Source organism: Candidatus Phytoplasma solani (assembly GCF_041729705.1).
GTDB classification, from domain to species: domain Bacteria; phylum Bacillota_I; class Bacilli_A; order Acholeplasmatales; family Acholeplasmataceae; genus Phytoplasma; species Phytoplasma solani.
Window position 1 is genome coordinate 654,895 of the sequence record NZ_CP103788.1, and the last position, 18,288, is coordinate 673,182.

The window sequence follows — 18,288 nt, forward strand, 5'->3', positions numbered from 1 at the left end:
TTTTTTTGAACTACGTATATAAGCGTTTTTGATTGTGATAGAAAACTTCTTTAATCATCCCCGCCCCATAACAAATATTATCATCATAAAAAGCACAAATTTGTCCTGGGGTGACCGCTTTGATTTTTTGTGGATAAGCAATTTCTAACGTTGTTTCATCGAGCCAAGTTAAAGTAACGTCTTTGTTAGTTTGACGATAACGCATTTTGGCTTGCATTTTAGTTTTGTCTTTTTTTCCGCGCCAGACAACATCAATAATTTTAGCCCTATCGCTATATAAATGAGGATGTGTTGCCCCTGGTTCGACATACAAAATATTAGTTTTGATGCTTTTGCCGACCACAAACCAAGGCTCTTTTTCATTTGCCACATCCCCTAAACCTAAGTTTTTGCGTTGTCCTATGGTATAATACATTACACCACGATGGTGTTTAAGAAAAGTGCCATCTAATCTTTGAATCTCTCCCTTTTGGGCTGGAATATAATTGCTTAAAAATTGGCCAAAGTTTCTCTCTCCGATAAAACAAATACCGGTTGAATCTTTTTTAACAGCGTTAACCAAGCCATTATCTAAAGCGATTTGTCTGACTTCGGGTTTGGTTAGTTTAGCTAAAGGAAAGATGATGTTTTGTAGTTGCGAGGTTGTTAATTGTGATAAAAAATAAGTTTGATCTTTTTTTTGATCCAAGGCACAAGCTAGTGCTTTGGTCAAGTCTTGGTTTGTGACAATATCGGCATAATGACCCATCGCCACATAATCTGGTTTTAATTTATCTGTCACATAATCGATAAAAGCTTTAAATTTGATTTCGTTATTACATAAAATATCAGGGTTAGGGGTCAAATTGTTGCTAAAAGCGTCAATAAAAGACAGAAAGACTTTTTTCCAGTATTCTTCGATAAAATCAATGCGATGTAATTTGATACCCAATTGTAAAGATACTTTTAAAGCGTCATTATAATCTAACTCTTGTGAACAAATATCATTGTTTAAAGTCGGATTACCTTTGATATCAAAATTAAGATTGCTGTCCCAATTACGCATAAAAACCGCTTCAACCTCATAGCCTTGTTGTTTTAAAAGTAAGGCAGCAACTGCGCTGTCAACTCCACCCGATAAACCGACTACTACTTTTTTCAATTTTTACCTCGTTTCTTTGTTGTTTTATACCTCATTTAGTTGCCTTTGTAAGTCGATCGGTAAACGCAATTCGCTTTTTGGAGAAAGACTATTTTCTAAAATTTTTGGACCTGGAGCCATATTTTGTCTTTTAAATTGGCTTTGGTGAAATAATTTTAAACATGTCTCTACTAGTTTTTGACTTTTTGATAATTCAAAATGAAAAGCTTTTTGCAATAACCAAGCGATTTTGTGCGGCTCAAAGCCGTTTTTGATATGATGCAAGAGAATAAAATCTTCAATAATCTTTTGTTCTGTCAGCAAATTTTGGGCTTTATCTATATATATTTCCTTTAACAATGGGTAATTGAACCAAAAATCTTGAGCTAAGTGATACATGCTTAATTCCTTAATTAAGACGTTCGGCAAGCCAGAAACTACATTATAAACATAATCGTAATGATTGCGAGTGCTAGTTTTTCCCAAGGCAAGTTCTGAAAAATTATCACTTTCTAATAATAAGACTTTTTGTTGTTTTTGGTCGTTTGGAAAACTATTTTCATAAATATTTTTGATGCCATATTCTTGCAAAAAATCTTTTAACAGTTGATAATGATTTAGGTTAGTAAATGCTTGTGGTTTTAAAATAATTATTAAATCTTGCAACGATTTTTGCAAAAGAGCTAAACTCTGACAAACAACTTTCAAACTTAAAAAGTTATTCAGACTTTCATTCATCTCTAACACTATTTTGAAATCGCAATTATTTAATTTGGTTTTCAAAGCCAAAGTTTGAATTTCGTTAGCTAATTTTAGTTGATACGATAACCTTTCGTTGTTGATAAAAGGTGTTTGACTGATGGGTCTTTCAAAATCGTAATCATCGTTTTCTTGGATCTGAAAAAAAGCTTTTAAAAAAGGGAAATTTTGTCCAATTCTTTGATCGCCATAAGTAGTATCAATCCTTCTTTGGTATTTGATCAAATCAAGATCAACATCAACTACTAAACTGGTTTTTTGGTTAAATAAATCAAGTTCACCAATCATCTGTCCAGTCACAGCTGCCATTTTGTGATTGGAAAATAAATTTGCTTCCGAAATTTCAGTAATCCCACTCGAAGTGTAAAAATAACCACCGATTTGTTTGCGAGAATGATCTAAAACAGCGATTCGTCGGGGCACAACTTTGCCTATATGCTCAGTCGATGAAGAAAGGTTAAAGATTAGATGAGCCCCGTTTAAAGTTAGTAAGTCGCTCGGAGAAAAAACAGTCCATAAATCTTGGCAAATCTCAACGCCAAAAATAACGTCATATTTGTAATTGATAAATAAAATATCACCAAAAGGCACTATTTGATCCAAAATGGTAATTTCTTGCGATTCACAGGTTTTACCTGATTGAAACCATCTTTTTTCGCTAAATTCTTTATAATTAGGAATAGTTTTTTTCGGCACTATTCCTAAAATTTTATCTTTTTGAATGATGACTGCCACATTAAATAAAACTTCATGCAAGGCTAAAGGCATTCCTACAATAAAAACCCCCGCAAAGGTGTTATTTTTCAAAAGCCAAGCTAGAGCGGATAAATTTTCTTTTAAGAAGGTTGTTTCAAAAAAAAGATCTGAAGCAGTATAGCTACTTAAACAAAGTTCCGGAAAAACAACGAAACTTGCTTTACTTTTCATAAGTACTTCATTGATGCTATAAGCATTTTTTAAAGGGTTGCCCACTGTTAAATTGGGACTTGATAATTGAACTTTAACTGAACCGTTTTTGTACATTTATTTTTTCTAGCTTCCTTAGTTATTTATAAATTAAGCAAGTTGCATTTAACTTGCTAAAATTTTTTATGACTGGTTTTAGTTTTTTTATTGATGAAAAAAATAAAACCATTGTATATATTATATATTTTTTTAAGATACTTGGTAAAAAGTTATACCTTATTTTTATATAAAAATAAACTATTTTAAATTAATAATGACTTATTTTTAAATAAAAGAACAAGTATAGACGAAAAAAAGCCAGAATTTAATCTAGCTTTTTTTGGAAATATTATATAAACAAAAAATTATTGTCTTCTTTTTTTAATAACAAAGAAAGCAACTCCAGCTACAACTAAAACACCAGCTACAACGTAAAGAACGATAAAAAGAGTTGATGTCCAGAATGAACCTTTTTCAGCTTCTTTTTCGGCTTTTTCTGTATCATTAAGATCTCTGCGTTTAACTTTAATTTCACCAGCTTTAAATTGTCCGCCATCTTTAGATTTAAGAGTTATCTCTCTTTTATCGGTGCTTAATACAGCATCAAAATCCTTTTCTGTAACATCTTTTAATGCTTCAATTTTTTTCAAAGCTTTTACAAGTTCACTTTGATTTTGATTTGTTACATCATCTGTGCTGATAGCAACTTCTTTTGTGTCTGTTCCTGTTGGTAAATCTTTACCTCCGAAAGCAGCAAAAGCTGAAGTCGCAGCAAACAAACTAACAAAAGCAACAACAAATAAAGTAGTTAATTTAGTAACTAAAGATTTTTTTGTGTTTTGCATTTTTATTTCCTTTCTATATATCTTTTGATTAGTGTCTTGGTGTGTTTAAAGAATAATAAATAACTTAAAACATCCAAAACCTACTATTATTCTAACATATTATTAAAAGAAAAAAGAAAAAAAGAAGAAAAGAAAAAAACTTTATTCTGACATACCCATATCACTTTGTTTATCGTCTTTTAAACTAACAACAGCAGCTTCGGTCGTAATCATCAAAGCCGAAATCGAAGCAGCATTTAAGATAGCTTGACGAGTGACTTTAGTAGGGTCAATAATGCCTGCTTGCGATAAATCAACGTATTGACCACTTTTAGCATTAAAACCAAAATTCAATTTTTGGTTTAATTGTTGTCTAACAATATGATCACCATCAAAGCCAGCATTTTCAGCGATTTGATAAGTCGGAGTTAAAAGACTTTCAACAACGACATTAATCCCTTTTTGTACCTCTTTATTATCACTAGCTAAATTGTCTTTTAATTCTTGATAAACTTCGACTAATGCCTTACCGCCGCCTACAACTGTTCCTTCGGTAATAGCCGCTTTAGTAGCGTTTAAAGCATCTTCTAAACGTAATTTTTTGTCTTTTAATTCAGTATCAGTTGTAGCTCCTACCTTGATCAAAGCAATTCCGCCTGTTAATTTGGCTAGTCTTTCTTGTAAGGTTTTAGTCTCATAATCAACGGTTGAATTTTTGATTTGTGTTTGTAACAAAGCAATGCGTTGTTCTAAAGCCTGACTTGTTGCAGCCCCTACTAAAGTAGTGTTATCTTTTTTGATAATAACTTTGTTAATGTTGCCTAAATCGCTTGTTTTAACATTGGTTAATTTCATATTAAGGTCTTTGGAAATGAAAGTTCCTTGCGTTAAAATCGCGATATCTTGTAAAATTTCTTTTTGGTTATCGCCAAAACCAGGGGCATTGGTGACTACAACATTAAAAGTTCCTCTCAATTTATTAGCAACTAAGACTCCCAAAACTTCGTTTTCAACTGCTTCAGCGATGATCAATAAAGTTTTTGATTCTTTGACCACTCCTTCTAAAAGAGGTAAAATTTCTTGGATCGTGCTAATTTTATGATCAGTTATTAAAACTAAAGGTTGATTTAATTCAATTGTCATACTTTCTCTGTCGGAGACAAAATAAGGTGAAGCATAACCTTTATCATACTCCAAACCTTGTACCACTTCTAAATTGGTTTCAAAACTTTTGGACTCATCGACATTAATCACGCCGTTTTTGCCCACTTTTTCCATCGCTTGAGCAATAATTTTACCAATTTCTCCACTACCGGCAGAAATAGCGGCTACATTTTGAATATCTTCTTGACCTTCTACTTTTTTGGATTTGGTTAAAAGTTTTTGTGCAACTGTTTGAGCAGCAAGTTCGATCCCTTCTTTAACTAGCATCGGATTTGCTCCTGAGTCAATCGCTTTAAAACCACGATGAATCATACTTTGCGCTAATACTGTTGCTGTCGTAGTACCATCTCCTGCTCGATCGTTAGTTTTGGCTGCCACTTCATAAACTAATTTAGCTCCCATATTTTGGTAAGGATTTTTTAATTCGATTTCTTTTGCAATTGACACGCCATCGTTGACAATCGCAGGACTTTCATAAGGCTTTTCTAAAATAACGTTTCGTCCTTTCGGTCCTAAAGTCACTTTAACAGTGTTGGCAATCGCATCAACTCCTTGCAACAAAGCTTTTCTTGCGTCCTTGCCGTAAAATATTTGTTTACTCATTTGATTTTACTCCTTATAATTTTTTGTTTTATCTGATTTTGGCTAAAATATCTTTGACCGGAACAATTAAAAACTCTTGTCCTCCTAAAGTGATTTTGCTACCAGAATAACTTTTATAAACCACTTCGTCATCTTTTTTTAGTCCTTCAACTTTAGAGCCGATTTCGATGATAATACCGATCGAAGATTTTTCTTTTTCAGCTAAAGCTAAAAGAATACCGCTTTGAGTAGTTGTTTCTTCCATCTTTAATTTTAAAACAACGTTATCATGTAAAGGGATAATGTTTTTTTGCATTTAAAATTCTCCTTTTTAGAATTAAAATTTTATTAAGTAAAAGCAAGTCAAAAATAACTTTGGCACTTAAATTAAGATAGTGCCAAATCAATTCTATTATAACTTAATATAGCTATATTTGTCAAGCATTTGAAATCCACAATTAAGGCAGCTTGGGCATGTGTTTAAATGTATTTAAATTGAGGTGTTGTTAGATTGTTATTAGTTTTTGGAATGTTTTGCTCCGTTTTTACAAATATATAAAAATCACTTGCAAAAAAGTGCAATATTTATAATTTTAATAATAAATAGTTCAATTGTCTAAAAAAACGAAACAGCGCACTTTTTTACGCATTTTTTTCAAAAAACATCATAATTGCGTAAAAAAATAATTTTAATTTCATTTCCTTGGCACTTTTTTCACTTTTTTTACCTAACTATATAGTGTAAAGATAAAATATTTAAAAAAAATATCATTTTCTTTCATTTTGTTGACGAGTTTTTCACTTTTTTTACCTAACTATATAGTGTAAAGATAAAATATTTAAAAAAATATTTTTTGAAACTAAAGAATTATGAAAAAAAGTTTAGACACTTTTTATTTGTAATTTTAATAATTTGTTTGTTTGAAAAGATATGAAATTATTACCTTTTTTTTAGTCTTAAAGAACAATTTTAAAATAAAAAATTGTCTAAAAAAACGAAACAGCGCACCCCTTTTTTGGATATTTTTATTTATTCTTGGTTTAATTGGTTTTTTAATACTTCTATTTTAGTTTTTATTGTTTTTGCCTTGATTTTGACTTTTTGTGCCTCGAATTTATATTCTTCCGCCCAACGTGCGAATTTTTTCGAATAATTTATGTTTTCGCGCTCCTTGGCTGTAAGGATTTGCAAATTTTTTCTAATTCTTCAATTTGATTTTTCATTATTTTTTTCTCCTTTCCACAGTTTAGAAAACAAAAAAAGCTAAACTGTTTATTTTAATTTAATAAACAATTTAGCTTGTTTTTTTGTGGATTTATTTTTTGTTTTTAGGTGGTTTCGTTTTTTGGTCCGGTGGGGATTAAAGAACAAATTATTATCGTAAGCATTTCGACTATAACTTTAACCGTTTATAAGTTTTAATTTGGCGGCTGGCAAGCAGAAAAGCATTGCTGCTAAATATTTTGATTCAAGCAACTAGGATAACTATTGCTTTTTTGCGTAAAGAAAGTAAAAACCTAAATTAAATAACATTAAATATAATTTTAAACTAAACTAATTTATCATTAATCAATGATGTTAGAATTATTGATACTACCAACAAAAAAAGAAGCATTAAATACTTGCACAAAAACTAAAACTCAAGCCATTTTTATTCTACAAACAAAAAGTTCAAACTCCCACCTAAGCGACTGTAGATAAACTGATTTATGGGTATTAAATTGTATTTGAAAAAAAAGGCACTATGATTTCAATTATTAATTCTCCTAAAATAAGAAACGAAAAAATTACTTTTATTACCGCAAAAAAACTAAAAACTTTCACAATATACAATCAAGTGAAACAAAAAAAACTAATTTAAGATATTTTTGTGTCCATCAAAAAATTAAGGCTATCTACAAAGATAGTCTTTTTTAACTCTTGTAGTTGAAAAAAATTACTTTTATTAATTATCCAAGTATTATCGGGAGAAAAAAATTATATAATTAAATTGTAATAGTAACTATTACAAATAACACCTTGAAAGAACTAAATGACTAACAAAAAATACTTTTTTTACTTTAAATTAATTTTAATGATTCTTTTGGTTTTGATAACTTGGTCTTTGTTTTGGTGGGTCAATGCACCAATTTATCAATTAGAAAATAAAACTAGCAATCCTACTGCCTTAGAACGCGAAAAAGCCAAAAAAAAATTAAACACAAAACTTCGCACCATCCACCTAGAATTGACCGCAAAAGAAAATAGCACCCAGATTATCAATGATTACATCATCTTTGATGTTTTTCCACGAGGAGCAAAAATAAAACAAAATTATCTTTCTAACGGCTCTCGAGCGGAGATCAAAAGAGAAGGCAACCGACAATATGTTTATAATAACGACGGAAAAGTCACCTCTTTACAATATTATAATCCAGATGGAACTAACGCTAATCAGTGTCATTTAATTTATAATTATGCCGGCCAAATTATTGACAAAAAATGTTATCAATCTGATGGAATCCAAGCCAGAAGTTATAAATATACATATAACTTATTAGGACAAATCATGGTTAAACAAGAAAACAACCCTCAAAATAGTAATAATTTTAAATATAACTATAGTTACAACGAATTAGGTCAATTAACCCACGTGCAACAATATTGGCCTGATGGGGTGACAGGGATTAAAACCCTTTACGATTACCAACTCGATGATGATGATAAGTTTTTCTTCTTCTTTAATTTCTAAATCTGCTTTTTGTTTGTTTGGGTTATGTGTTTCATTGGGTTTGTTGGTTGGTTTTAGCAAAGTAGTGTCAGTTTCTTCTGGTTTGGGGGCTAGGGTGCCGTTTGTAGTTGGTGTATGTGGTGTTTGTGGCTGGGTTGTTTGTGGGGTTTTTGGAATTTTAATCATAGCTAAATTATTTTGATGAATTGTTTCTAAATGATTTAAAGATTCTTCATGTTTTTGGATTTTGGCGCGTTTGGTGGAGATTTCTTCTTGTACTTTTGTTTTGATATTGTAGACGAACTCTTGCCACAATGGGTAAGTTTTTCTAACAAAAGATTGATAGTCAACGCGTTCACCAAGGTCTTCAAAATCCCAATAACCTTGTTTTTTTATTTGTGCGTTCTTTTTTTCGATTGGCAAATTGAAGTATTCATAAACACTAAATTCACGTCCTTGTAATTTTTCATCGACGCGGATTGAAATTTCTTGGGTTAAAAAAGTTGTTTTTTTCGCTAAATATTCTTCCATTTTGGCTTCAAGAATAGAATCGAATTTAGGGGTTACGCATGCGTGGATCGTTAAATATATTTATTTCAATAATAGGTTGTGTTTCTTTAATAAATTTTAAAACAAAATCACATTCTTGAATATATTTTTCTTTAGATTTAATTTCTTTTTCTAAATCTGTTTTTAATTTTAATTTAAAATTTCTACTTTCGTTGTATGTTTTAGTTAATTCATCAATTGCTTTTTGATTTGAGGTTTTTTTGGTGTCAGTTGTCGATGATGGGGTTGATTCGGTTTCTGGTTTTGGTGCTTTGTGCATCCAAAAATAAAAACCAATGCCACCACTAATTATTAAAATTAATAAAATTATAATGATTGGTGCTGAACTTTTTTTGTTATTAATTTTTTAATTCTCTTTTTTTTAATTATATTGTTATTATACCTCAAAAAAACAAGTTTAACGCTTACCAAAAATTTATTTCATAAGGTTTTTACTTGTTTTTTATTATATTTTTTTGTTTTCAAAATTATTAATAAATTAAAAATGTTGGCAATTAATATTTTTTTATGTTTATAAAAAATCATTTTTAAATATTTTTTATTAATTTAAAATATCTTTTTGTTAATTTTTTTCTTAAAGAATAACTACAAGAGAAAAAAGTACCAAAGATGCCTAAATATCGCGCTATCTAACCAATAGCCAGCGCTGATAAACGCTAAATGGATATGGTCGGTCAATTATTCGAAAGAATAACAAATTACAGCAACCCATGAAAGCGAATTAAGACCCCCGTTAGTAGTGAAAGTTCAAGACGAAATGAAACTAAACTGTCCCATGGATAAACCTGAAATGGACTAAGAAAAGAAAGCAAATGTAATTATGAAATCTAGGACGCAAACTAATGAAATTGTGCAGTCCAAACCACCTTTATAAGATTAAAGAAGTCATTGAAAACCTTCGACAAAAAAACAGAATAGAAACAGATGCAAGTTCCTCAACAAATGCAGACTGACTGAAAAAAAATATGAAGTAAGTAAAATAGACCTACTGACAGGCTACAAAATAAAAAACTACAGTTTGGGAGATGAAACAAAGTAATTCCAATAACCCTAAGAACCTCAAAAATTTAATGTTGATAGATGAAAATCTGCGTAGTTCGCGAAAAGCGTAATGCTTGGAAATCTTACTCGCACGAATTTGAGCGGGGAGGTGAATTGTAGTATAGACATATGGCTTATATAAGTCTAATTATTGAGGTTGCAATTAATCTATATACACACTTCAAAAGACAGAGAATAGCACGTTATTTAATCAATAACCAAAACCATTAAGGTGCAATTAATCTATCTGTTATAAACTGTGATTTATTTAGATTTACCTGTTATCTTCTTCTTTTTTCTTTTATTATTATTTAGATTATTTTTGGATGAACATTATATAAAAGTATAAAAAAACTCAAAACCTAAATGATTCATTTTTTTTAATACATCATTTAAAATAATCTTAGAAAAAATAGGTAATTCGGTTTTTGTTTTAATTATTTGATATACAGTTTTTATTTTTATTCTTTCGTTTTTATTTATACATTCTATTATTTGTTGTCCTATGTTTTCTTCACAAATTTTTAATATTTTGCTTTTTATATTTTCTTTGTAATCTTCATATCTATCACATAAAATGTTTATAAAAATTTGTCCTTGATTAAAAAGATGCGAAAGAGAACTTGAACCATGAAATTTTTTAACATGATGTAAAATAATTTCGTCTAGGTTTTCATTTTCAGAATAATATTGCAATATATCACAAAGTTCAAATGTAGAATTATCTTCGTCTTTAAACTTGATACATTTTCGATCGAATAAAAAATAATTTTCGCCTTTTTTATCTACAACCCATTTATTATAATCTTCTTCACGAACTGCTTTTTTTTCATTTTTAAATGTTTGAAAACTAGGAAGTAAATATTTTTTATTTTTTTCATCTGTTGCATTCGCATCTAAAAAATGGTTTTTAATCTGTTTATCTATTTGTTCTAAACTATTACTATGCAAATACCATTTTCCTTCGTATAAAGAGATTATTTTTCCCTCATTCACAAAACAAAAATTCAAACATTTATAAAAAGTATAATCGTTTTCAACGTTTGTTTCTTTTTTAATAACTAATTTATATTTTTTTTTCAAAAAATCTAAAATGTTGTCCTTCAAATTTGAGTCACCTCCTTTTTCCTCACATTCATCAAATTTTTGAATCAACATTTCTATTAATTTATCATTTTCGTTATTTTCCTCTTCATTAATAACTAATTCTTTTATTTCTTCCTTAAAATGTGAAAAAAAAGTAGATAATATTTTATCTAAATTATCTAAATTAACTTCCTCCACTATTTTATTTTTATTATATCGCAATTCTATAGCATATTCATCGTTATATTCGATAAAATCAGGAATAACAATAGCTAATTCATCGATTTCATTGTTTGATTCTTCTGAGCCACTTTTGTTATTATATTCTTTAATTTTTTTAATCAACATTTTTATTAATTTATTATCATAAAAATCAATTTTATCTTTTTTCACCTCAGATATACCACAAATTTTTTTGAATTCTTCTTTTTCTTTTCTTTTCAAATGTATTTGCCAAATATATTTAATTAAAGGAACTAATTGATCTAATTTTTTATCAGAATTGAATTTAAAACTGTCTTTTCCGCTTACCAAACCTTCCAATTTGTAAGGTTCTTCTTCTTGTATTTCCCCTTTTATTTCTTTTAAACCACTACGAGAATTTTCTTCATAAGAAACAAATTCGTTTACTTGAATTAATTTGGAAAATTGTTGTTTTTTTTCAAAAACACCTTCAGTATTTTTAAAAGAAAAATAATTTACTTCTTTAATCTTATTAGGGTCAACTATTTTTTTAACCATTACTATACCGAAATTTTTTGTTAAAATGTCTTTTTTTAAATCATTAAACCCTCTGCCAAAAGTTATTGCAAATAAAAACTTTTTTTTATTTATTTTTCCTTCTACAAAAACAATAGCGCTTTCATATATTAAACAGCATTTACATTCTTTTTTGTTATTTTCTTCTCTTTGTTTTTTTGTTGTTACAAAATAATCGTACCATTTAGTAAATGATTTCTTTTTGCAATCTCGTTTTTTGAAAAAAATAAAAATATTTTTTGAAGAAGTTTTATCTGTTGCACAGTTATATTGATCTTGAACTTCCTTTTTCAAATATTGCTTTTTATCCTTTTTATCCTCCTCTGGTTTAATCAAAAAAACATTAAAAGAATATTTTTTTTCTTTTGATTTTTTGTCCAATATTCCAAATCCTAACCTTTATTTTATTATAGTTAATAAAAACTAATAAAAATTAAAAATATAATTGTAAAACCAATAATAATCTTGTTGCGATCTTTATAATGCATCATTTTTTATAACACTTTTTTGTTATTTATGATAATAATCAATAAAAAAACTCCTTTCCTATATTCCAGTGGTAGCAATTACTAAAAATAAAATTATAAAACCACTGTTAATTATAACTATACATCCAAAAAAAACAAGTTTAACGCTTACCAAAAATTTATTTAATAAGGTTTTTACTTGTTTTTTTATGATATTTTTTCATTCCGCAAAAACCCAATAATTTAAGCTAAATTGTCTCAAACAGTTTAGCTTTTTTTATGTGTTGTTTGCAATTCCCTTTATTTTGTCTTTACTATTTGTATTTGTAATTAAAAAAGACTAACTTAAAAAGTTAGTCTTTTCTTTTTATCAATCAAATTTTAATTATCTTTTTTCGGATTAAAAAACTGAATCAAACCTTTACCAATTAAATTAAACGATAAACTCGTCAAAAGAATAACAATGAAAGGTCCAAAAAATAAATGAGAATGAAAACGCATATTACTTTTCTCAGAACTTAAAATATTACCCCATTCTGGCTTAGTAGGATCAAGCCCTAAACCCATAAAGCCTAATGCTGAAATACTAAGAATTACAGTTGCCATCCCAATAGTAATTCTAGTAATTATGATACCATAAAGATGAGGAATAACGTGTTTAACGATAATCCGTAAATTATTGGCTCCCAAAGCTTTAGAAGCTTTGATAAAATCTTTTTGCTTAATTTTTAAAGTATTAGCTCTGATAATGCGGATAAAGCTGGGGATATTAGAAATACTTAAGGCAATTACTAACGATAATTTTTTGCTATCTTGTAAAAAAAACATAATCACAATTGCTAAAATAATGTCTGGAAAGATGACTAAAATATCACAGATAAAATTGATCACATGATCAATTATCCCGCGAAAATAACCCGAGATAATCCCTAAAAAACTACCAATAAAACTACCTAAAACAACAGCATAAAAGCTGATGGTTAAAGAAATTTTAGCCCCTTCTAACACACGCCCAAACAAATCATAACCGGTAGAATCTGTCCCCATCCAATGTTTTAAACTAAAACTTTGCAAACGGACAAAAGAAGACTTATAAGGGTCAATATAAAAGGAGGTATAAGGCCACACACAAATAGTAAGGCATAAAAGAATTAAAAAAACACTACCAAAGCAAATATTTTTATTTTTGATTAAAGTTTTTAAGGTGGTTTTGCAATTAATAAACATTTTAGAAATATATTTCATAGTTAATAACAGTTTCTTTCTAACATCTTTTTAGCTTTTTTTATTGATTTTTGGATCTAGCCAAACATAAATCAAATCCAAAAATAAATTCCAGATGGCAATAAATAAAGCTAATAAAATGATGCAACATTGAATTACAGGATAATCTCTGTTTTCAAATGAACGAAGCACCAAGTTTCCAACGCCTTTAATGTTGTAAATAGTTTCAACAATGAACGAACCACTGATTAAAAAACTAAAAATCAAACAAATATGAGCCACAATCGGGATTAAAGCGTTTTTTAAGGCATGTTTAAAAATAATTTTAGATTTTGAAAGTCCTTTAGCGTAAGCAACCTTAATATAGGGTTGTTCTAAACAATCTAGCATAGTTGTTTGGGTAGTTTTAAAAACCGAGCTACTAACTACCAAAGATAAAGTTAGCACAGGCAAAATCTTTTGGGAAAAAGTGTCAAAGCCAGAGATAGGAAAAAGTCTAAATTTATGTGCTAAAATGATTTGTAAAAAAAAACCAATGACAAAAGTAGGAGCAGAAATTAAAACCATAGCCACAAAATCAAGGATAAAACTTTTTTTAGTGCCGACATAAAAGGCTGCCAAAACACCAAAAAAAACACCTAACAAAGAACCAAAAAAACAACTCAAAAAAGCTAATTGAAAAGTATAGAAAAACGCTGTACCAAACAATTTCAAAGCAGAATCTTTATTGCCAAAATAAGACTTACCAAATTCCCATTTTGAAAAAATATTTTTAACATATAGCAAAAATTGTTCTGGAACAGGCTTGTCAAGGCCTAATTCTTGTTCTTTTTGAATCCTTTGTTCTTTAGTAGGACTTCTTGGACTAAACATGGCAGAAACAGGATCACAAGGAATTAATTTCAAGATAAAAAAGCTGATAAATATCACTGTGATAAATAATAAGGTAATATAAGAAATTTTTTTAAAAATATATTTCGTCAAAAAAGTGTACCTCAAAAATTTAGAATATAATTTGGTGTTTTTTTAAATAGTAAAAGATATGGTTTATCACAGAATAACAAAAAAACAATGATGTTTGTAGCGCAACAAAAAACGAACAAACCAAAGTTTAATGGTGTAAAATAGTTAAAACCAAAAAAAAACAATATTACAAATCAAAAATAATAATCAATAAAATCATTTAATTAATTTGTGATAATAACTAATGATGCAATAAAAATAATTTTTTAAATTCCCAAAAATAAATAACAGTTGGAATGCTAAAAGTGATATTTTAATTATACTTAATAAAGTTTTTACCTACCCAAACCGGTTATATTTTAAGTATAGCAAGGTAGCTTAGTTGCTCTTAATAGTTGAAACCGGTTTCGGGAAAAAAAGTTAATAATTTGAATACTTAATTGCTTTTTCTAATTTGAGTAAAATCAGTTCTAGTAAGGCTATCACAAGTAAAATTTGTAACTTTATCATTGGTTAAGAAATAAGCATTTTGCGTATAAAAAGGAACTACATAAACTTGGTCATGAAATATTTGTTGCAGTCTTTTCACTTTGGAAACATAATCTTCTTTACTCAATTGCCCTTTGACATCATTTAAAAGTAAAGTTACCTCAGAGTCTTGTTGAATATGAGACGGGTTGCTTCCTATTGTTTGACCAGGGAACATATAATCTAACATGGCTTTATGACCATATGACATTTCATGCATATCTGAGAAAAAGGCCATATGATAATTCCCTTGTTTGGCATTTGCAATAAATGATTTAAAATCTGGTCTATCAGTTTCAACTGCAAAACCAGCATTTCTTAATTGTTCAGCGATTTTATTCATTACTTCTTGACTTTCTTTAAAAGAAAAGCCAAATTTTATTTCTTTATCTTCTTGTGATAAAGCTTCAATTTTTCTTTTCACTTCATCCATTTGATTCGGGACAAAATGAGACGGGATATCAGGATTATGACCGATAGAAGTGACAGGCACAAAAGTTTTTAATTGTTCCACTGGTAAAACTAGTTCTTCGATGATTTTAGGAATATTTAAAACAGCTGCAATTAACTTACGTTTTGCCAAACTTGTTTTAGTGTTATTCATAAATAAATAACTACATTTAGCAGTTTTATTTTCTACCACTTTTACTCCTTCTTGGTTTTTAGCATTTTGTATTTTATCTACTGGAAAATCAAAAACAGCATCAATACTGCCTTCGCCTAATTGCAATAAAGCAGTATCAGGGTCAGGAATAATTTTAAAAGTCATTTTTTTCGGACTATCCTGAATAGCTTCTTTTTTATAATAGTTTTCATTTAATTCTAATTCTATTTTATCTCCAGGGATCCATTCCTTGAATTTAAAAGGTCCTGCACCAACTTTCAAACCTTCTTGTTCGTTTGCTTCTACAGCTGCTTGGTTCAAAATTCTTAATTTAGAAATAGCTTCCATTAAAAAAATAGGAGTAGATTCAAATTTAAGTTGAATTTTTTTTCCATCTTCTAAAATCTCAATATTTTCAAAAAAATATTCATCATGGCCTTTGTTTTTGGCTCTTTCAAAAGAAAATTTAATATCTGAAGCAGTTAATTTTTTTTCATTACTAAACAAAACATCATCTCTTAAAGTAAAGATAACAGCATTATCTTGTTCTTCCCATTTTGAAGCTACTTTAGGATGTATTTTCCCATTTTGATCAAAAGAAATTAAGGTTTCATGTATTGCACAAAAAAGTCTATCTGCATTAACACTTCCAGTGTGGTCTTTGTTACCTGGGTCCATTCCTGGAAGATCAGTATTAATAGCTTCAGTAACATGTTGATTAGTGTCTTTTTTTTCTTGGAAAAAAATTAAAAATCCTAATATCCCACACAACACTAAAACTAAAATACTAGCTATAATTAATAGTTTTTTATTTTTTTGAATAAAATTTTTGAATTTTGTTAAATTCATACTTTCTTTTGCTCCTTTTTTTAACTCTAATAGCAAATTTTAGAAATAATTTGAAATTTACTATTAATTATAATTATACACCAAAAAAAAATAAAAAACAAGTTTTATGCATGACAAAATAATTTTAATAGTATTTTACTTGTTATCTTTGACGATAAAAGGAGATTTTGAAGATTTAATTTTTTAATAAAATAAAAAAATATTTTGATTTTGGGAATAATTGATAAAAATTTTGATAAATTTACTGTTTTTTTAAAAACTTCTTTCTAAATAAAAAATCATTACAACTATCATGATTATTATACTTTTTGATAACTAAGCCCTGTTTTCAAAAAATTAGCTAATAAATTTTTCGTATAAGAATGTTGCGGATTAGTTAAAATTTGTTGAGTTGGAGCACTTTCGACTACTTTACCTTTATACATTACAATTACATCATCAGCTACTTGCGAGACTACTCCCAAATCATGAGTGATAAACAAAACAGCAGTATTTTGCTCTTTTTGCAAATCCTTAATTAAATTAAGAATTTCTTTTTGCACAATTACATCTAAAGCGGTAGTTGCTTCATCAGCAATTAAAAGTTTAGGTTGACAAACTAATGCCATCGCAATCATCACTCTTTGACACATTCCGCCCGATAATTGATGTGGATAAGATTCCATAATTCTTTTAACATTAGGTATTTTGACTTTTTCTAAAATTTCACAACTTCTTTGATAAGCTTCATTTTTGTTTATATTACGGTGCAACATTAAAACTTCTATAATTTGATTTTTAATTTTAAAAACAGGGTTCAAACTAGTGGTTGGATCTTGAAAAATCATTGCTATTTTGTTACCACGAATTTTTTGCATTTCTTTTTCTTTAAATTCAGAAATTATTTTTTGTTCAAAAATAATCTTGCCTTGGTAGATTTTTTGATTTTTTTCAAATAATTGCAAAATAGACATCGCTGTTTGACTTTTACCACTTCCTGATTCTCCCACTATGCCAAGGGTTTTTCCTTTTTGAATTTCAAAAGAAACTCCACGAACCGCTTTAATTAACCCTTTTTGAGTTTGAAAATAAGTATGCAAGTCTTTAATTTGTAATAAACTCATATTTTAGTTTTTCCTTTATTATTTTTTAAAGTACAAGCAACAAAATGATCAGGCGAAACTTGATGCCAATCTAAATCTGCTTGCCCAGTCTGAAATAAAAACTGGAAGTCTTTTTGTTCGTAAGTGACTTCATATTCCTTTAAAGCTTGATTTTGGGTTTTTAATTTAGGAATAGCGTTTAATAGTTGCTTAGTGTAAGGATGACAAGGGTTTTGGAAAATATCTTCTACTTTAGCAATTTCAATCACTTTACCTAAATACATAACACAAATTCTATCACTTAAATAACGAGCAACTCCTAAATCATGAGTGATAAATAAAAAAGTAAGCTTGTAATCTTTTTTTAAATCATTAACTAGACGCAAGATTTGTTCTTGAATTGAAACATCTAAAGCAGAAACTATTTCATCACAAACAACAAATTTAGGTTTAAGAATCAAAGCACGTGCAATAGCAATTCTTTGTCTTTGGCCGCCTGATAATTGATGGGGATAGCGTTCATAAAAAGACAAGTCAACCCCACATTTTTCCATAATCGCTAAAACCTTTTTTTTATATAAAGGGTCTTTTTTGTTTTTAACCATTTTATGAATCAAAAGACCTTCGCCAATAATATCAGATATTTTAAAAAGAGGGTCAAGCGAAGAAAAAGGATCTTGAAAAATAATTTGTAAATCTTTACGCAAAAAACGTTTTTCTTTGTTGCTGATTTTAGTTAAATCAATATTAATAGTATTATTTTGGTGATAAAAAACGTGCCCTGAAGAAGGTTTTTGTAATTGCAAAAGGACTTGTCCTAAAGTGGATTTCCCAGAACCAGAACCCCCTACAACTGCCAAAGTTTCACCTTTAAAAATAGATAAATTGATGTTTTGGTTAGCGTATAACAAAGTATCTTCTTGCAAAAAATTTTTTTTAACTACAAAGTGTTTTGATAAATTTTTAGTTTCAATTAAAATTTGGTTCTTAACTGCCATTTTTTCTCCTTT

General features: G+C 28.6%; 15 protein-coding genes. 1 reads left to right on the top strand and 14 read right to left on the bottom strand.

All coding sequences use genetic code 11. From position 1 onward, the window contains the following. Positions 1–10: 10 nt before the first annotated feature. The 6 genes from mnmA to psc1_RS03235 all read right to left on the bottom strand — a co-directional run bounded on the left by mnmA (position 11) and on the right by psc1_RS03235 (position 6,586). Positions 11–1,141 carry a tRNA 2-thiouridine(34) synthase MnmA gene (gene mnmA / locus psc1_RS03210; protein ID WP_023161420.1) on the bottom strand — a complete coding sequence of 377 codons (1,131 nt, stop codon included), beginning with the start codon at positions 1,139–1,141 and terminating at the stop codon, positions 11–13. Positions 1,142–1,165: 24 nt separating this feature from the next. Continuing rightward, a complete protein-coding gene (locus psc1_RS03215) occupies positions 1,166–2,902 on the bottom strand; it encodes a nitrilase-related carbon-nitrogen hydrolase (protein WP_023161419.1) in 1,737 nt (578 codons plus the stop codon). 287 nt (positions 2,903–3,189) lie between these two features. After that, positions 3,190–3,669 carry a hypothetical protein gene (locus psc1_RS03220; protein WP_373375573.1) on the bottom strand — a complete coding sequence of 160 codons (480 nt, stop codon included), beginning with the start codon at positions 3,667–3,669 and terminating at the stop codon, positions 3,190–3,192. A gap of 141 nt (positions 3,670–3,810) precedes the next feature. Further along, complete coding sequence (gene groL, locus psc1_RS03225; protein WP_373375574.1) at positions 3,811–5,415, bottom strand: chaperonin GroEL; 1,605 nt, start codon at positions 5,413–5,415, stop codon at positions 3,811–3,813. A 28-nt stretch (positions 5,416–5,443) separates the two neighbouring features. After that, on the bottom strand, positions 5,444–5,710 hold the full coding sequence (locus psc1_RS03230; protein ID WP_023161416.1) for a co-chaperone GroES: 267 nt from the start codon (positions 5,708–5,710) through the stop codon (positions 5,444–5,446). 714 nt (positions 5,711–6,424) lie between these two features. Beyond that, complete coding sequence (locus psc1_RS03235; RefSeq protein ID WP_373375575.1) at positions 6,425–6,586, bottom strand: hypothetical protein; 162 nt, start codon at positions 6,584–6,586, stop codon at positions 6,425–6,427. Positions 6,587–7,427: 841 nt separating this feature from the next. Between psc1_RS03235 and psc1_RS03240 the strand changes: the two genes are divergently transcribed. After that, positions 7,428–8,126 (top strand): hypothetical protein, encoded by a 699-nt coding sequence (locus tag psc1_RS03240; protein WP_373400970.1) that lies wholly within the window; start codon positions 7,428–7,430, stop codon positions 8,124–8,126. On the opposite strand, the gene psc1_RS03245 is transcribed toward psc1_RS03240, so the two are convergent. The 8 genes from psc1_RS03245 to psc1_RS03280 all read right to left on the bottom strand — a co-directional run bounded on the left by psc1_RS03245 (position 8,019) and on the right by psc1_RS03280 (position 18,276). Further along, positions 8,019–8,636 carry a hypothetical protein gene (locus psc1_RS03245; RefSeq protein WP_122225415.1) on the bottom strand — a complete coding sequence of 206 codons (618 nt, stop codon included), beginning with the start codon at positions 8,634–8,636 and terminating at the stop codon, positions 8,019–8,021. The two genes, psc1_RS03240 and psc1_RS03245, sit on opposite strands and share 108 nt — an antisense overlap. Before the next feature lie 25 nt (positions 8,637–8,661). Next, positions 8,662–8,934 (bottom strand): hypothetical protein, encoded by a 273-nt coding sequence (locus psc1_RS03250; protein ID WP_122225414.1) that lies wholly within the window; start codon positions 8,932–8,934, stop codon positions 8,662–8,664. Between the two features lie 1,115 nt (positions 8,935–10,049). Further along, complete coding sequence (locus tag psc1_RS03255; protein WP_373375578.1) at positions 10,050–11,942, bottom strand: DUF6119 family protein; 1,893 nt, start codon at positions 11,940–11,942, stop codon at positions 10,050–10,052. A gap of 467 nt (positions 11,943–12,409) precedes the next feature. Continuing rightward, on the bottom strand, positions 12,410–13,273 hold the full coding sequence (locus psc1_RS03260) for an ABC transporter permease (protein ID WP_373400972.1): 864 nt from the start codon (positions 13,271–13,273) through the stop codon (positions 12,410–12,412). A gap of 30 nt (positions 13,274–13,303) precedes the next feature. After that, positions 13,304–14,236 (bottom strand): ABC transporter permease, encoded by a 933-nt coding sequence (locus tag psc1_RS03265; RefSeq protein ID WP_373375580.1) that lies wholly within the window; start codon positions 14,234–14,236, stop codon positions 13,304–13,306. Between the two features lie 415 nt (positions 14,237–14,651). Further along, the gene (locus psc1_RS03270) at positions 14,652–16,196 is read right to left on the bottom strand and encodes an ABC transporter substrate-binding protein (RefSeq protein WP_373375581.1); all 1,545 of its coding nucleotides are present in this window, start codon (positions 16,194–16,196) and stop codon (positions 14,652–14,654) included. A gap of 299 nt (positions 16,197–16,495) precedes the next feature. After that, positions 16,496–17,299: an ABC transporter ATP-binding protein gene (locus tag psc1_RS03275; RefSeq protein ID WP_373375582.1), complete on the bottom strand. Its 804-nt coding sequence runs from the start codon at positions 17,297–17,299 to the stop codon at positions 16,496–16,498. Then, positions 17,296–18,276 carry an oligopeptide/dipeptide ABC transporter ATP-binding protein gene (locus psc1_RS03280; protein WP_122225442.1) on the bottom strand — a complete coding sequence of 327 codons (981 nt, stop codon included), beginning with the start codon at positions 18,274–18,276 and terminating at the stop codon, positions 17,296–17,298. Before psc1_RS03280 ends, psc1_RS03275 begins: the two co-directional genes overlap by 4 nt. Positions 18,277–18,288 lie beyond the last annotated feature (12 nt).

What these genes read in the sequence shown, in the direction of transcription:
- psc1_RS03215 (WP_023161419.1), bottom strand. Translation starts at nt 2,902, where the DNA reads ATGTACAAAAACGGTTCAGTTAAAGTTCAATTATCAAGTCCCAATTTA.
- psc1_RS03220 (WP_373375573.1), bottom strand. Translation starts at nt 3,669, where the DNA reads ATGCAAAACACAAAAAAATCTTTAGTTACTAAATTAACTACTTTATTT.
- groL (WP_373375574.1), bottom strand. Translation starts at nt 5,415, where the DNA reads ATGAGTAAACAAATATTTTACGGCAAGGACGCAAGAAAAGCTTTGTTG.
- psc1_RS03230 (WP_023161416.1), bottom strand. Translation starts at nt 5,710, where the DNA reads ATGCAAAAAAACATTATCCCTTTACATGATAACGTTGTTTTAAAATTA.
- psc1_RS03240 (WP_373400970.1), top strand. Translation starts at nt 7,428, where the DNA reads ATGACTAACAAAAAATACTTTTTTTACTTTAAATTAATTTTAATGATT.
- psc1_RS03245 (WP_122225415.1), bottom strand. Translation starts at nt 8,636, where the DNA reads ATGGAAGAATATTTAGCGAAAAAAACAACTTTTTTAACCCAAGAAATT.
- psc1_RS03250 (WP_122225414.1), bottom strand. Translation starts at nt 8,934, where the DNA reads ATGCACAAAGCACCAAAACCAGAAACCGAATCAACCCCATCATCGACA.
- psc1_RS03260 (WP_373400972.1), bottom strand. Translation starts at nt 13,273, where the DNA reads ATGAAATATATTTCTAAAATGTTTATTAATTGCAAAACCACCTTAAAA.
- psc1_RS03270 (WP_373375581.1), bottom strand. Translation starts at nt 16,196, where the DNA reads ATGAATTTAACAAAATTCAAAAATTTTATTCAAAAAAATAAAAAACTA.
- psc1_RS03275 (WP_373375582.1), bottom strand. Translation starts at nt 17,299, where the DNA reads ATGAGTTTATTACAAATTAAAGACTTGCATACTTATTTTCAAACTCAA.
- psc1_RS03280 (WP_122225442.1), bottom strand. Translation starts at nt 18,276, where the DNA reads ATGGCAGTTAAGAACCAAATTTTAATTGAAACTAAAAATTTATCAAAA.